Here is a 15,627-nt window from a genome sequence, read left to right on the forward strand (position 1 = left end):
ATTGACCTCCGTACCATAAAGTACGGAGGTCTTATTTTGAAAGGTCAAATATGAATAATTTAAGACTATGTATCCCATGTCACTTCGGTCTTGAAAAGACATTAAAATTTGAGATCGAAAGGATAGGAGGGGAGAACCTTACCGTCACTGACGGAAAGGTCACATTCAGCGGCGATTTTAATACCGTCGCAAAAGCAAATCTGTGGGTCTCCACAGGAGAGAGAGTTCTTATTGAGCTAGCTTCTTTTACTGCACGCAGTTTTGAAGAGCTCTTTCAGGGGGTCATGAATATCCCGTTGGAAGACTTTATCGGAAAGTATGACGCTTTTCCTGTAAAAGGTCATTCACTGGATTCACAGCTCCATTCCGTGCCCGATTGTCAGAAGATAATAAAAAAAGCTTGCGTAAAGCGGCTTGAAAAGGTCTATGGCATCTCCTATTTTGAGGAAACAGGTGCTAAACATCAGCTGCAATTTTCGCTGATGAAAGATAATTTCACCCTTTATCTTGATACCACAGGTGAGGGTCTGCATAAGCGCGGATACCGCAGAAATTCCAATGCCGCACCTATCAAGGAAACTCTTGCCGCAGGTATTATCGACTTAGGAAGAGTGCGAGCTGATTCCATCGTATGCGACCCCATGTGCGGTTCAGGAACTTTTCTTATCGAAGCGGCTTACAAGGCGTTGAAAGTCGCTCCCGGTATACGCAGAAATTTTGCTGCACAGAAATGGGATCAGATTCCCGAAAAGGTCTGGCAGAATGCCCGTTCTGAGGCTATGGATATGATCGACAAGCAGGGAAGTTTCAAGGCTTTCGGTTTTGATATCGATGATATCGCGGTAGAGCTTACAAGAGATAATGCCAAAAAGGCTGGTGTAGGTTCTAAGCTTACAGTTAAGCAACAGGATATCAGCAAATTTGTTCAGCCTGAACAGTGCATCACTTTCTGCAATCCCCCCTACGGCGAAAGATTGCTGGAGATTCGCGATGCAGAAGAGCTTTACAAGCGTCTCGGTGAAAGATTGCAGCCGTCAAGGGAAAGACCTTGCTATATAATCTCGCCCCATGAGGAGTTTGAAAAATTCTTTGGCAAAAAGGCTGATAAAAAGCGCAAGCTGTATAACGGCATGATCAAGTGCGATCTGTATATGTATTTTAAATGATGGATATAGAAACTGCAAAGCAGATACTTTCTGATAACTTTAATGCCAAGGAGAATACCTTTACATTTATCATGTATGAGAGATCACGTTTTCCGAAAGAGGAATTCTGGATGGTCTATGATAGTATTGAATGTCTTGTTAAGAACAAGGTGTTCAGCCGTGAACTCGCAGAACAGGTAAGCTATTGTTATGAGCGTTTCTTGAAAGAACTGATTTATCATTGTGATGGTGGTGATTCTCACGGGTTAGCTTATCTTCCCGAAAATTCTGATGTTTATATAGATCGGTTGGATTATATAGTAACAGCTTTTTACCGCGTTTATGATAAATTGTTGGATGACAGTTTCTTTGAACTTGAAAGATATGGGTAAGGAGAAAAATGTATACATTAAAAAATATTGACGGTATCGTATTCGATATGGACGGTGTCATTTTCGATACCGAAGCAGTTTGTATGAAGTGCTGGCTGAAAGTCGGTGAAAGACACGGACTAGAAAACGTTGAGTACTATGTGCGTCTTTGCACAGGCAGAAATGACAAAGATACCGAACGTATCGTCAATGAGGCTTACGGCGACAAGCATGATATTAAAAAGCTTCGTGCAGAAGTAAATGAGGAAGTTCAGGCGACTTTGAGAAAGGGCGTACCACTCAAAAATGGTGCTAAAGAAGTTCTTGAATGGCTTCACGAAAGCGGAGTCAAGATCGGTCTTGCATCTTCTACACGTTACGATGTAATAGTTAGAGAAATGACCGAAGTTGGTCTACTGCACTGCTTTGATGCGATAATCGGCGGTGATATGGTTGAGAGATCAAAGCCTGAACCTGATATCTACCTTATCGCTTGCGAGAAACTTGGTTTTGATCCCAAGAATACTTTTGCTGTTGAGGATTCCAGAAACGGAATAATCTCTGCAAGCGCCGCAGGTATGATGCCTATACTTATCCCCGATCTTATCGAACCGGATGAGGTCATGCTTGAAAAGGCATACGTCAAGCTGGACAGCTTGATGGAATTTAAAGATAAAATGTTGAGTACAGGTTTATAAACCTGACAAATAAAGGAGGTACAAAAAAATGCGTTACGAAATCCAAGGTGAGCCGATGCCCGTTGTCATCTGTTATCTGAACAACGGCGAGGCGATCAAATGTCAGCAGGGAGCTATGAGCTGGATGAGCCCCAACATGAATATGTCCACCAATGCAGGCGGTGGAATAGGAAAGGCACTTTCACGTGCTTTTTCGGGTGAGTCCATGTTCCAGAATGTTTACACCGCTACAAATGGTGACGGCATGATCGCTATGGCATCAAATTTCCCCGGTACTATCAAGCCCATGGACGTTTCTCAGATGCCTATAGTTGCTCAGAAGTCAGCTTTCCTGGCAAGCGAGATGGGAGTTAATATGGAGATATTCTTCCAGAAGAGATTTGGTGCAGGCTTCTTCGGTGGTGAGGGCTTCATCATGCAGAAGTTCTCGGGTCAGGGTACTGTTTTCCTTGAGCTTGACGGTTCTATCGTTGAGTATCAGCTGGCTCAGGGTCAGTCCATGCTGGTTGACACCGGTTGTCTTGCAGCTATGGAAGCTTCCTGTTCCATCGATATCGAACAGGTTGCAGGCTTAAAGAACAAGCTGTTCGGCGGCGAGGGCTTCTTCAATACCAGAATTACCGGTCCCGGTCATGTTTGGCTCCAGACAATGCCTGTCAGCAATCTTGCAGGCGCTATCAGACCTTACATTCCTACCGGTGCCTGATAACTACATATTTGTATACAAAAAAGGGCGGAAAGATCAAGTCTTTCCGCCTTGTTTTTTACTGTCTTTCGCTCATCGCCATTAGTCCCGCGATCATCAGGTCATGATCGGTTGTTATCTTGAAATTCATGGGTTCTCCCTTTACGATATGTATGGGGTAGCCGCACTCCGTAAGTATGCCACAGGTATCCGTCAGTGTGCCAAGCTTTTCGTCCCCAAGCTTTCGTATGCAGTCGCATAAAGTGGATATCTCAAATGTCTGAGGAGTCTGCGCTCGCATAAGCTGCTTGCGGGGGAGATTTTCCGTCACTGTCTCACCGTCCGTTGTCCTTATGATAGTGTCATCGGAGGGTATATAAGTCCCGCAGGCGGCCGAATTAATTGCTGTTTCAATATTCTCACGAATTATTTCCTCGCTGACAAAGGGGCGAACAGCGTCATGAGTTATGAGAACATCTCCCTTATTTACACCGAACAAAGCTGTGACTTCACGCAGTATATTCATAACAGTTCCATTTCTGTCCTTGCCCCCCGTGACAAGCCTGACACGCTTTGTGCTGATACCAAATTCCTCCAGAAGCTTGTCGGCATAGTCGTACCAATCGGGATTGATACCAACGTAGATACGTTCAATTTCGCCGATCTCTTCAAATGCTCTTATTGTTCTGATGAGTATAGGCACGCCGCCTATTTCGATGAACTGCTTGGGCTTGTCGGCATTTTTGATGCGTGTGCCGCTTCCGCCTGCCACTATTCCTGCAAAGATCATACTATCCCTCCTTCGGTATATAATAGGTATCGTCACCGCAGAAGACCATTTTGCTGCCTGCGGGTATTTTTCTTATCATGTAATAAACATTGTACGCATCGGGATAAGGGCTTATCATTCCGATCATGGAAAGTATGAACAGAATGCTGTTCAGTGCTGCGTTATCGGCAGGCACCAGCTGAAACAATATCAGCGGAACAAGACCCAGCAGAAACGGCAGAAGTGACATAAGCGCGAATCTGCCTCTTTTCAGCGGATAAAAAGCAAGTGCTACCGCTGCGAACTGCTTTAGTATGCCAATGCTTACGGTCGCTTTCTTTGGGTATACTATGGCATGAAGAAATTCGTGTAGTATCAGATAAACGGGTGCGATAAGAAGTCCTGCAAACGTCCATGGCATACTGATGACATTCATTTTCGCCGCCGAACATTTCATGACCATGGATATCATGCATATCATAAATGAACCTATCGCAAAGGGAGCTGCTTTAAGCATCATTTCACCCATAGAGTTCGGTAGATCTGTTTTAACAGCATTATCAGGCAGCGGTGCGGTCTGATATTTTTTTATGTCTTTCTGATCTATAACTCCGATCCACTTTATCTTCGGCATGATTCTGCTCCCTTCTTAATGATTTGTCAAATTTGATATGCAGTATAGCTTCTTGCATATACAACAAACGGGCGAGTTACCGCCCGTTCAATTAAACTAGATTAGTTGCCCTTCTTGATATCGTACTTGTCCAGCAGAGCAGTTATCTTCTTGTGAGGGTCAATTACCTCAGAGATAGAAGCATCGTGATTGAGGGCAGCGATATAGTAAGCGATATACTTAGCAACATCAACTTCGTGGAACCACTTTCTTTCCAGCAGTTCGGGAGTTCTGTAAGTCAGGTTTGTGCCGAATACGCCGTCGATAACGCCTTCATCATAAGCCTTGTCAAAGCTTGCAAGACCGTTTGTGAATATAGCGTAGGTAGCATAGCAGTAGATCTTGCTTGCGTTGCGCTTCTTCAGTTCAGCAGCAACTTCCAGCATGGATTCGCCGGATGAAATGATATCGTCGGCAATGAATACGTCCTTGCCCTTAACATCGTTGCCCATGTACTCGTGCGCTACGATGGGGTTTCTGCCGTTTACAACAGTGGAGTAGTCACGTCTCTTGTAGAACATACCCATGTCAACGCCCAGTACGGAAGCATAGTACATATTTCTGTTGATAGCGCCCTCATCGGGAGATACGATCATGAAATGAGCCTTGTCGGGCTTGAAATCGTCCAGACTTCTGAACATGGATTTCAGAACCTGATAGGAGGGGATAATGTTGTCAAAGCCCATCAGAGGAACTGCGTTCTGAACTCTTGGGTCGTGTGCATCAAAAGTCAGCACGTTTGATACGCCCATAGCCTGGAGTTCCTGCAGTGCAACAGCACAGTCAAGAGATTCACGATAGTTTCTGCGATGCTGTCTGCCGCCGTAAAGGGAAGGCATGATTACATTTATACGATGAGCCTTGCCGCTTGCAGCCTGAATGATACGCTTGAGATCCTGATAGTGGTCGTCAGGCGACATATAATTCTCGTGGCCGAAGTAATTGTACTTTACGCTGTAATTACCCATATCACAGAGAATGAAAAGGTCATTACCTCTTACGGTCTGTTTGATAAGACCCTTGCCGTCACCGGATGAAAATCTGGGACACTCAGCATCAACGAGGAATGTCTCCTTAAAGAAATTGTCCTCATTAGCCCACTTTACCAGATAAGCGTTGACTTTTTCTCCCAGTTCCTTTGCGCCCTCCATAGGGATAAGTCCCAGAGGAGCCACTCTGGAATCGTTGTCAAATAAGATCTTGTCAGCACTGCCCATTATCTTACATACCTCCATATTATATAGCGAAATTTGTCCGCCTTATTCCAATTAACATTATAACTTATAATCTGTTCTTTTACAAGGGGTTTTTCAGAAATTTAACAGTTTTTCATCTTTTGACCAAAATTATACTTTTTTACAAAAACAATTTTTGCAGTTAGTTATAACAAAAATCTAATACCCGCTAAAATACTATGTGTATTTGGAGATAGAGTATATTTTTGCATGATTGGTAATCAAAAAATGCAAAAATCCTCTTTACATTTTAATAAATATGTTGTATAATTAGATTCGGAAATTTAAGATATTATGGAGGAATTTAAAATGATAGTTACTTGTCTTGACCTTGAGGGTGTTCTGGTTCCCGAAATTTGGATAGCTTTTGCAGAAGCAAGCGGTATCCCCGAGCTGAAGAAGACCACCAGAGATGAACCCGATTACGATAAGCTGATGCAGTATCGTCTTGCAATACTGAAAGAGCACGGACTTGGTCTGAAGGAGATCCAGGATACTATTGCAAAGATCGATCCTATGCCCGGCGCTAAGGAGTTCCTTGATGAACTGAGAGACTGCTGCCAGGTACTTATCCTCAGCGATACTTTTACACAGTTCGCAAAGCCCCTTATGAAGAAGCTTGGTATGCCTACCATTTTCTGTAATGAACTGGTAGTTGCTGACAACGGCGAGATCACAGGCTACAAGATGCGTTGTGAGAAGTCCAAGCTCACTACTGTTAAAGCACTTCAGTCCTGTGGTTTTGAGACTATAGCAAGTGGTGACAGCTACAACGATCTCGGTATGATACTGAACAGCCGTGCAGGCTACCTGTTCAGAAGTACCGATCAGATCAAGGCTGATTATCCTCAGCTTCCTGCATTCGAGACTTATGATGAACTTCTCTCTGCAATCAAGGCTGAGATAGCTAAATAAGATAAATCGACATCACGGACATCGACATTTTTCATGTCGGTGTCCTTTTATGCCGTTATGACCAATTCTTGGAAGTTATATGAACTTTTATTTTATATACAAATACTTGACATATATTGGTTTAATATGTTATAATATGTTAAAATGGAGAAAATAGGGGGGAGCTTTATTATGGCAGACGAGTCCGAAATAGTAAAAAAGGTAAAGCTCAGATCAAAAAAGAGGTTTGAGCATTGGCAGATTATTTCAATATACCTGTTTTTGTACGATATCATCGTAAGTACAGGCAGTTATTTTGCCGGTCTTTGGCTGAGATATGACCTGAGTTTTACGAAGATACCGCGGGATTATCTTAATGCGTATATGTATTTTATGCCCATATATGTGGTTGCAGTTTTCCTGGTTCATGGTTATAATAAGCTTTATAGAAGTATATGGAGATTCGCCAGTTATTCCGAATTAAAGCGTGTGACCTTTGCTTCTGCTGAACTTGCGCTGATCCATACGGTACTGATAACTGTTATATTCAGACGTATGCCCATATCTTACTATATCGTCGGTCCCATGCTGCAGTTCTGTTTCATCATCGGTATAAGGTTCTGCTACAGGTTTATTCTTCTTGAACGTGAACGTGTCTCAGATCATGGAAAGGACAACGACAGAAGATGCAAGCGTGTCATGCTGATCGGTGCGGGTAACGCAGGTCAGATGATAATGAGAGATATCGAGCAGTCCACTACACTGCGTGAAAAAGTCGTTTGTATCATCGACGATAACCCAAATAAATGGGATAGATACATAGACGGTGTTAAGATAGTCGGCGGACGTGATGACATACTTCTATCGGTGCAGAAGTATAATGTAAATGCCATCTACGTTGCTATTCCAAGTGCTTCACCCGAAGACAGACGTGAGGTGCTGAATATCTGCAAGGAAACAGGCTGTGAGCTGAAAAACCTTCCCGGTATATATCAGCTTGTTACAGGCGATGTTTCCGTTGCTAAGATGAAAGACGTTGCTATAGAAGATCTGCTGGGCAGAAAACCCATTGAGATGGATATGTCCGAGGTCTATGACAGTATTCAGGGCAAGGTCGTTCTGGTTACAGGCGGCGGCGGATCCATAGGCAGTGAGCTTTGCCGTCAGGTAGCAAAGCACAATCCTAAACAGCTTATAATCTTCGATGTTTATGAGAATAACGCCTATGAGATACAGATGGAACTTCGACGCAATATGCCCGATCTCAACCTTGTTGTACTTATAGGTTCTGTCCGCGATAATAAGCGTATAAATGAAGTTTTTGAAAAGTATCACGTTGATATAGTTTACCACGCAGCTGCACACAAGCACGTTCCCCTTATGGAGGACAGCCCCTGTGAGGCTATAAAGAACAACGCTATCGGCACCTATAAGACCGCCTATGCAGCAATGCGCAGCGGATGTCAGAGATTTGTTCTCATATCCACCGATAAGGCTGTTAACCCTACAAATATCATGAGAGCCAGCAAGCGTCTGTGTGAAATGATTATCCAGACCTTTGACTATATGGTCAAAAACGGCAGATGCAGCGAACTGCCAAGACTTCACGCACATATGACAGGGGAGGACTGGGAGGCTGATGAAGCTCTTGAAAATTTTACACCACATACTCAGTTCTGCGCTGTACGTTTCGGAAACGTGCTGGGAAGCAACGGCTCAGTAATCCCGCTGTTCAAAAAGCAGATAGCAGAAGGTGGTCCTGTTACTGTAGTTGACAAGAACATCAACCGTTTCTTTATGAGTATTCCCGAGGCTGTATCGCTGGTACTGCAGGCAAGTATCCTGGGCAACGGCTCAGAGATATATGTGCTCGATATGGGCGAGCCTATAAAAATCGATACTCTGGCACGTAACCTTATCAAACTCTCAGGTCATAAGCCTGATGTTGATATCAAGATCGTCTATACAGGTCTTCGTCCCGGTGAGAAGCTTTATGAAGAAAAGCTGATGTCAGAGGAAGGTCTTAAACGTACCAAGAACCAGAAGATCCATATTGGACAACCAATACCCTTTAAGTATGATAAGTTCATAAGAGATATCAAGGAACTTATGGACGTTGCCTACACCGAGGACGAGTATGGTGTTTACGAAAAGGTCTGTGAAGTTGTTACGACTTTCCATCCGACCTCTGCACCTGTAAAACCCAAGCTGTCTTCTTCAAATGTAAAACAGGCGGTCAATGTCTGATTCTGTCAGATTGAGGAAATTCACGAAAATACTTCCGGTACTTCTGCATCATCAATGCAGAAGTACCATTTTGTCTTAGTTTATTAAAATTTTAATGAAAAAAAGTATTGACAAAAGGGGATATATCTGATAAAATATCCTATGCTGATATCGATATGGTGTTTGATATCATGTCATGTGGTTTGGAGGAAGTAAGATGAAAAATGAAGTTATCATGCTTCGTGAGGGCTTTTCTGCCTGCCCTGTTCCCGATGATGTAAAGGAACGCATCAAGGGCGTGACCTACAAGGAAAACAGTGAGATACATATGGATGATCTTTCGTACCTGAATATCAGGTATCTTGATTTTTCTCACAATATAGCCGACGGTGAGATGATAGTGCATAAGTCTCTGGCTAAAGAGGTCCTTGAGATATTTGAGATGCTGTTTGAAGCCGAATACGAGATCGAGAAGATTCGTCTTTGTGATGAATATGACGGCGATGACGAGCGTTCTATGGCTGATAATAATTCATCTGCTTTCAATTTCAGGAACGTTGCAGGCACTCAGGAGCTTTCGCTTCATGCCCTTGGCAGAGCGATTGATATAAACCCCCTGTACAATCCCTATATCGTAGGTGAAAAGATCAGCCCTGCAAATTCAGCTAAGTTCGTTGACAGGGGAGCCGATTTCCCCCATAAGATAAACCATCATGATCTTGCTTTTAAAGTCTTTGCGAGCAAAGGCTGGCAATGGGGCGGTGACTGGACGAATTCCAAGGATTACCAGCATTTCTACAAGAACAAGGAAAATCTGGTAAAATCCGCAGTTGATAAGATCAAGAAACTTGTAACAGAATAAAATAAAACGTACCAATGAAGCGGTCCACTCATTGGTACGTTTTTCATTATTTCAGCTTTTCCCAATCGGCTTCTTTAAAACCCACAAACACGGTGTTATCGCTGACGAGGATAGGTCTTTTGACAAGCATACCGTCCGTTGCCAGCAGTTTGAGCTGTTCGTCCTCACTCATTGTTGGGAGCTTGTCTTTGAGCTCCATGGATTTGTACAGCAGTCCACTGGTATTGAAAAACTTTTTCAGTGGCAGACCGCTTTTAGAATGCCAGTTTTTCAGTTCATCATAAGTCGGGTTGTTCTCCTTGATATCGCGAAGCTCGTACTTCAAGCCGTTATCATCAAGCCACTTCTGCGCCTTTTTGCAGGTGGTACATCTGGGGTAGCATATGAATATCATTCGTGTTCCTCCTTATATGTATTTTTTTCCTTAACTTTTGAAATCATCAAATCTGAATCTGCCTTTGAATTCATGTACTTTGCAAGTCCTGAACCGATATTTCCTGACAATATCATTTTCGTAACATTCGGTATAAATGATACTTCCGTCACCGAGTTTTACACCGTAGATATATTTATAGCCCATAATACTTTTTCCTCTAATACTTTTGAATGGTACCTCCGAAGTGCTGACGATCTCGCCATCTTTAATCTCGCCTTTTGAAAGCACAATATTCTTTTTGATACAGCGGATAATATATTTGACAGTATCAAAGATGATATAAAGTACTATAAGCGCTAACAAGTATAATGACGGGTTAAGCACCTTGATACTGAAAAGATCAGAGACCGGACTTCCGTGTTGTATGCACAATATTACTCCTACAATAATAATTATCGCAAGAAGTATCAGCGTGGATATTATTCCAAAGGGGAATTTGTCTTTTTCAGGCAGAAGTTCATGTTTGTCAGTCATACCGTCACATCCTTTATATGCTTCTACTTATCGGTATTGCGTATGTCAGCTTCTATCTGAGGTATACATGGCGACAGCTTATTATCACTTACTTTGGAGCAAGTACCATGCTTGAATACAAATACCTGAAATTCATTACAATTATTTTTGTCCTCGTCGTCGCGGAGATAGATCACGCCATAGCTTCCGTCTGCAGCTTTTGATATCTCAGTGAATACACTTATGATCTCATCAGCTTCGGGCGTACGGTGATTGCTGCAATGAAGCACATCAAGAAAACTCCCGCCATTTACGTAACGATGCGTAATACCACAGTCATGGTTGTTGAGGATCTTTGGGATATTATCGTTCACTGCATTAAGTATGCTTTCGGACATGTCGTCTTCATTTCCGTAGCATTCATGTATCGTGAGCCAACCATGTAATTCAAGAATATCTGTCACCCTCTTTATACAATTAAAGCTCCGCAGGATATGCGGAGCTTTAAATTATAGTCTAAATAGATATTAGAGCTTAGGACCAGCAGCAACCAGAGCCTTACCAGCCTCGTTGCCCTCGTACTTGGAGAAGTTCTTGATGAATCTGTTAGCCAGATCCTTTGCCTTCTCTTCCCACTCAGAAGCATTTGCGTATGTATCTCTGGGATCCAGGATACCAGAGTCAACGCCGGGCAGCTCGGTAGGAACTTCAAAATCAAAGAAGGGGATCTTCTTGGTAGGAGCCTTCAGAACATCGCCGTTCAGAATAGCGTCGATGATACCACGGGTATCCTTGATGGAGATTCTCTTGCCTGTGCCGTTCCAGCCTGTGTTAACCAGGTATGCCTTAGCACCGCTCTTTTCCATCTTCTTAACGAGCTCTTCAGCATACTTTGTAGGATGCAGCTCGAGGAATGCCTGACCGAAGCAAGCGGAGAATGTAGGAGTAGGCTCAGTGATGCCACGCTCAGTACCAGCCAGCTTTGCAGTGAATCCGGACAGGAAGTAGTACTTGGTCTGCTCAGCAGTCAGGATAGAAACAGGAGGCAGTACGCCGAAAGCATCAGCGGAGAGGAAGATCACGTTTTCAGCAGCAGGACCTGCAGAAACGCCGTTAACCTTAGAAGCGATGTTGTTGATGTGATCGATAGGATAAGAAACACGAGTGTTCTCAGTTACAGACTTGTCGTCGAAGTCGATCTTGCCGTTAGCATCAACAGTTACGTTCTCTAGCAGAGCATCTCTCTTGATAGCGTTGTAGATGTCAGGCTCAGACTCCTTATCAAGGCCGATAACCTTAGCATAGCAGCCGCCCTCAAAGTTGAATACGCCGTTGTCGTCCCAACCGTGCTCGTCGTCGCCGATGAGTCTTCTCTTAGGATCGGTAGACAGAGTTGTCTTACCAGTACCGGAAAGACCGAAGAATATAGCAGTGTGCTTGCCGTCCATATCGCAGTTAGCGGAGCAGTGCATGGAAGCGATGCCCTTGAGAGGCAGATAGTAGTTCATCATGGAGAACATACCCTTCTTCATCTCTCCGCCGTACCATGTGTTGATGATAACCTGCTCACGGCTTGTGATGTTGAATACAACAGCTGTCTCAGAGTTCAGACCCAGCTCCTTGTAGTTCTCAACCTTAGCCTTGGAAGCGTTGTATACAACGAAATCAGGCTCAAAGTTCTCAAGCTCTTCAGCTGTGGGCTTGATGAACATATTCTCGATAAAGTGTGCCTGCCATGCCACCTCAACGATGAAACGAACAGCCATTCTTGTGTCCTTGTTAGCACCGCAGAAAGCATCAACTACGAACAGCTTCTTGTTGCAGAGCTCTTCAACAGCGATCTTCTTAACAGCGTCCCAAGTCTCCTGAGAAGCAGCGTGGTTGTCGTTCTTGTACTCGTCAGTTGTCCACCAAACGGTGTCCTTGGAGTTCTCGTCCATAACGATGAACTTATCCTTAGGTGAACGACCGGTGTAGATACCTGTCATAACGTTTACAGCGCCCAGTTCGGTCTCCTGTCCAACCTCGAAACCTTCAAGACCTTCCTTGGTCTCCTCCTTGAAGAGCTCTTCATAGGAAGGGTTGCGGATGATCTCAACTGAACCGGTGATGCCATACTTTGTAAGATCAAGATTTGCCATTTTATTTTCCTCCTTAAAATAATTAACTGGATAATTGAGCACGAAAACTGTTGTACTAACAACAATATATTGTGGCACTCATTATTTCTATTATACCATATTTTCAGCCTTTGTCAAGCATTTTGAAAACATAAGACAAAAATTTAACATTATGACAATTTACCATATAAAATCAAGACCATGTTATTTGCATTTTGCAAGTATATTCAGATTTATATGCAAAATTTAAGACTGTTAAACATATGCTTATTATGCAGTAAATAGTCGCTAAAACTCAGTTTTTAAGATAAAAAGTTTATTTTGTGAAACTTTTGAAACAGTACATCTTTGAATTTGTATTATATCAATCCTGCAATACCGTTATACGTTATAAGCATACCGTATCGCAAAAAATGGTATAACAATCCTTAGGTTCGGGTTCTTCATTTTTTAGATATGCGAAAAATCCGTCAATCTTTTCTGCTTGAATTGATTCTATATCTTCGGGGAGATATTTTTGTCCTTCGTCCCGATATTTCGCACGTATTATACACATGGATACCGAAAGAAAAGCCTGCCGGAAATCTTCTTCATCTTTATTGGTTGCACTTTCCGCTAATGTGTAAATACCATCTTCCTCAGTGACAAAGCTGTAAAGGTCATTAGCTGTGTATTTTTTACTGACGATCTTTTCGATCAACGACAGGCAATAGTCTGCACATTGCGACCCCATCATATCACTGTTTCTTTTGGTGATTTTCAGCAGATATTCTGCCGCATATTCAATCATAATGTCCTTTTCTCTCCGTCCTTGGATATCAGCACATTCGGGAACAGCTTTTTCAGCTCTTTTTCAAAGTTCTCCGGGTGCTTTTCGGCAGGACTGTAATGCGTCAACCATAATTCCTTGACATTTGCTTCTGCCGCAAGACGGCAGGCGTCTTGCATAAGCATATGACCTTTTTCGTTCATGCTCTGCTTTTTATCTGCATCACCATACATACCCTCACAGATGAATAAATCGGAGCCCTCGGCAAATGGGATTATCTCCTTTATAGGAAGAGTATCTGTCACGTAAGTTACCTTTACAGGTTGTCGTTTTTCTCCGGTAACGTCTTCAGGCTGGATAATTCTTCCGTCATCGAGTGTCACAGTCTCGCCCGAGTGGAGAACTCTCCACATTTTTACAGGTATTCCCAGCTCCTGTGCTTTCTCGGGCTGGAAAACAGGTTTCTTTTCCAGCAGCAGGCTGTATCCCAGACATTTTACGCTGTGCCTGAGGGGCAAAACGGATATAGTCAGCATTTGGTCTATTTTGTCTGCGATAAAGCTTGATGGTGATTTTTCGGAAAGAAAATGAAGTCTCAGATCAAAGGGAAGTCTGCCGCATACAGATATCAGATTTCGTATAACACGCTCGGCACTCTCGGGTAAATATATGTCCAGAGGTTCTTCCCTGGAACAGTTTCCCATGGAAAGCAGCAGTCCAGGAAGACCTGTCACATGGTCTGCGTGATTGTGGGTAATAAGTATCATCTCAATACGGCTTATCTTTATATCAGCTGCTGCAAGCGCCACCTGCATACCCTCGCCGCAGTCAATAAGTATGGCTTTGCCGCTGTATTCAATAAAACACCCTGTCAGAAACCTGTTTTTCAGCGGAAGCATTCCGCCTGTTCCTGCAAGACAAATATCGGGCATTTTCATCTCCTCCTGTTCTTAAAATTATCTCATACTCTGTTATTATACCATAGCCTGCTTCAGAAATCAATACTGCTAAAAACTTTTTAGTATAAAAAAATCCCCGCAAAGTCGGGGTACTTTGCGGGTGAAAGGGGAGGAAATTTATGATTTATCAGAGGTAATTTATAAGTTCGTCGATAACGCCTGACATTCTTTCATCAGAAAGACCGAAGTCCTTTTCTTTGTAGTTCCATGCGGCTCTGCCGATGCCGTACTTTTTGAATGCTGCGTTGATCTCTTTGTACCATTTAAGTATTTCCTTTGGATCAGCTCTGTCAATAACACCGTATTCGCCGCAGTACATTGCAACGTCTCTTTCTTTGCAGACACTTATACCGTATGCGAAACGTTTTTCAAAGTAGCTGGGGTCGAAACCGCTGTCGGGAACGTCCAGATAATCCTGTATCCTTGTGAGACCTGTAGCTTTTGCGGATTCACGATAATCCTTGATATCACCGGGGTAGCCGATGCGGAAATCCTGAGGCATCTCATCTACCCAGTAAGCACCCTGATGGGTGAACATGAACGGATCATAGCAGTGGAAATTATATATGATATTATCGTCATAAGGCTTATCCAGATCTGCCAGCGCATCGATGGAATTGTTCCAGTAGCTGCCCAGAACTATCTTTACATCGGGCGAATCCTTGCGGATGACCTTGATAGCTTTTTCTGCTATCTTGTTCCATTTGGGGCTCAGCTCTTTGTCATTTACTTCGTTCAGAAGTTCAAAAGCAACTCTGTCAGAAAGCTTGCCGTAGCGCTTGGAAAGTCTTTCCCACCACTTGTAGAATCTCTCCTGCAGGTCTTCGTTATCGAAAAAGCCCTCCTGACCATCGCCGGAATAGAAAGAATAACCGTAAACCTTGTGAACGTCTATCAGTACATTCAGTTTGTATTCCTTGCACCATTCCAGAGCCTTGTCAAGGTACTCAAAACCGTCATTCTTGAGTTCGCCTTCATCGGTCTCAAATATATTGTAATCTATCGGAAGTCTCACATGGTCGCAGCCCCAGCTTGCTATCTTTTCAATATCTTTTTTTGTGATGAATGTATCAAGATGTTCTCTGTCATAGCTGCCCTGTGAGAGCCAGCCTCCCAGGTCTACGCCCTTCTGGTATCCTTCAAATATTTTCATATAAGCCCTCCGTCCTAATGTTATTTAGTTTTACCCTAATCATTTTGTTAATGTTAGGATAACATATTTTCCTTTTTTATCATACCACATTTATAACATTTATGTCAATACTTTAATTGTATTGGTTATATTATTTTGATAAGATTTTTATCTATCTTTACATATCGATTTGATTCCAA

The 15,627-nt window shown here is 43.0% G+C and carries 17 protein-coding genes; 7 read left to right on the forward strand and 10 right to left on the reverse strand.

All coding sequences use genetic code 11. The features are described from left to right. The first annotated feature begins 50 nt into the window (after positions 1-50). The 4 genes from BM265_RS12575 to BM265_RS12590 are packed head-to-tail and all read left to right on the forward strand — an operon-like array spanning position 51 to position 2,920. Complete coding sequence (locus tag BM265_RS12575) at positions 51-1,166, forward strand: THUMP domain-containing class I SAM-dependent RNA methyltransferase (protein ID WP_074962164.1); 1,116 nt, start codon at positions 51-53, stop codon at positions 1,164-1,166. Continuing rightward, positions 1,166-1,537: a hypothetical protein gene (locus BM265_RS12580; protein ID WP_074962165.1), complete on the forward strand. Its 372-nt coding sequence runs from the start codon at positions 1,166-1,168 to the stop codon at positions 1,535-1,537. The genes BM265_RS12575 and BM265_RS12580 overlap by 1 nt, the downstream gene beginning before the upstream one ends. Positions 1,538-1,545: 8 nt before the next feature. Then, entirely contained in the window at positions 1,546-2,214 is a 669-nt protein-coding gene (locus BM265_RS12585; RefSeq protein WP_074962166.1) for an HAD family hydrolase, read from the forward strand. A gap of 28 nt (positions 2,215-2,242) precedes the next feature. Continuing rightward, positions 2,243-2,920, forward strand: a complete 678-nt coding sequence (locus BM265_RS12590; protein WP_074827872.1) for a TIGR00266 family protein — start codon at positions 2,243-2,245, stop codon at positions 2,918-2,920. A gap of 58 nt (positions 2,921-2,978) precedes the next feature. Here the strand turns inward: BM265_RS12590 and BM265_RS12595 are convergent, their stop codons facing one another. The 3 genes from BM265_RS12595 to BM265_RS12605 all read right to left on the reverse strand — a co-directional run bounded on the left by BM265_RS12595 (position 2,979) and on the right by BM265_RS12605 (position 5,558). Next, positions 2,979-3,689: an IspD/TarI family cytidylyltransferase gene (locus BM265_RS12595; protein ID WP_074962167.1), complete on the reverse strand. Its 711-nt coding sequence runs from the start codon at positions 3,687-3,689 to the stop codon at positions 2,979-2,981. 1 nt (position 3,690) lies between these two features. Continuing rightward, complete coding sequence (locus tag BM265_RS12600) at positions 3,691-4,302, reverse strand: DUF3267 domain-containing protein (RefSeq protein WP_074962168.1); 612 nt, start codon at positions 4,300-4,302, stop codon at positions 3,691-3,693. A gap of 101 nt (positions 4,303-4,403) precedes the next feature. Then, positions 4,404-5,558, reverse strand: a complete 1,155-nt coding sequence (locus BM265_RS12605) for a ribose-phosphate pyrophosphokinase (RefSeq protein WP_074962169.1) — start codon at positions 5,556-5,558, stop codon at positions 4,404-4,406. A gap of 327 nt (positions 5,559-5,885) precedes the next feature. Here BM265_RS12605 and thrH point away from each other — a divergent pair, with 327 nt between their 5' ends. The 3 genes from thrH to BM265_RS12620 all read left to right on the forward strand — a co-directional run bounded on the left by thrH (position 5,886) and on the right by BM265_RS12620 (position 9,558). Next, entirely contained in the window at positions 5,886-6,491 is a 606-nt protein-coding gene (gene thrH, locus BM265_RS12610) for a bifunctional phosphoserine phosphatase/homoserine phosphotransferase ThrH (protein WP_024856498.1), read from the forward strand. 171 nt (positions 6,492-6,662) lie between these two features. After that, positions 6,663-8,717, forward strand: coding sequence for a polysaccharide biosynthesis protein (locus tag BM265_RS12615; protein ID WP_074962170.1), 2,055 nt, complete (start codon positions 6,663-6,665; stop codon positions 8,715-8,717). Between the two features lie 196 nt (positions 8,718-8,913). Beyond that, the gene (locus tag BM265_RS12620) at positions 8,914-9,558 is read left to right on the forward strand and encodes a M15 family metallopeptidase (RefSeq protein ID WP_074962171.1); all 645 of its coding nucleotides are present in this window, start codon (positions 8,914-8,916) and stop codon (positions 9,556-9,558) included. Between the two features lie 46 nt (positions 9,559-9,604). On the opposite strand, the gene BM265_RS12625 is transcribed toward BM265_RS12620, so the two are convergent. From BM265_RS12625 to BM265_RS12655, 7 genes are all read right to left on the reverse strand, one after another. Then, positions 9,605-9,952 (reverse strand): arsenate reductase family protein, encoded by a 348-nt coding sequence (locus BM265_RS12625; protein ID WP_074962172.1) that lies wholly within the window; start codon positions 9,950-9,952, stop codon positions 9,605-9,607. A 30-nt stretch (positions 9,953-9,982) separates the two neighbouring features. After that, positions 9,983-10,468: a hypothetical protein gene (locus BM265_RS12630; RefSeq protein ID WP_074962173.1), complete on the reverse strand. Its 486-nt coding sequence runs from the start codon at positions 10,466-10,468 to the stop codon at positions 9,983-9,985. A gap of 23 nt (positions 10,469-10,491) precedes the next feature. Then, a complete protein-coding gene (locus BM265_RS12635) occupies positions 10,492-10,911 on the reverse strand; it encodes an Imm7 family immunity protein (protein ID WP_278287700.1) in 420 nt (139 codons plus the stop codon). 63 nt (positions 10,912-10,974) lie between these two features. Then, the gene (pckA, locus tag BM265_RS12640) at positions 10,975-12,588 is read right to left on the reverse strand and encodes a phosphoenolpyruvate carboxykinase (ATP) (protein ID WP_074962174.1); all 1,614 of its coding nucleotides are present in this window, start codon (positions 12,586-12,588) and stop codon (positions 10,975-10,977) included. 367 nt (positions 12,589-12,955) lie between these two features. Next, a complete protein-coding gene (locus tag BM265_RS12645; RefSeq protein ID WP_074962175.1) occupies positions 12,956-13,357 on the reverse strand; it encodes an Imm6 family immunity protein in 402 nt (133 codons plus the stop codon). Further along, a complete protein-coding gene (locus BM265_RS12650) occupies positions 13,354-14,268 on the reverse strand; it encodes a ribonuclease Z (protein WP_074962176.1) in 915 nt (304 codons plus the stop codon). Before BM265_RS12650 ends, BM265_RS12645 begins: the two co-directional genes overlap by 4 nt. 154 nt (positions 14,269-14,422) lie before the next feature. Next, a complete protein-coding gene (locus tag BM265_RS12655) occupies positions 14,423-15,448 on the reverse strand; it encodes a glycoside hydrolase family 5 protein (RefSeq protein ID WP_074962177.1) in 1,026 nt (341 codons plus the stop codon). Positions 15,449-15,627 lie beyond the last annotated feature (179 nt).

This window comes from Hominimerdicola alba, from assembly GCF_900112155.1.
GTDB lineage: Bacteria > Bacillota > Clostridia > Oscillospirales > Ruminococcaceae > Hominimerdicola > Hominimerdicola alba_D.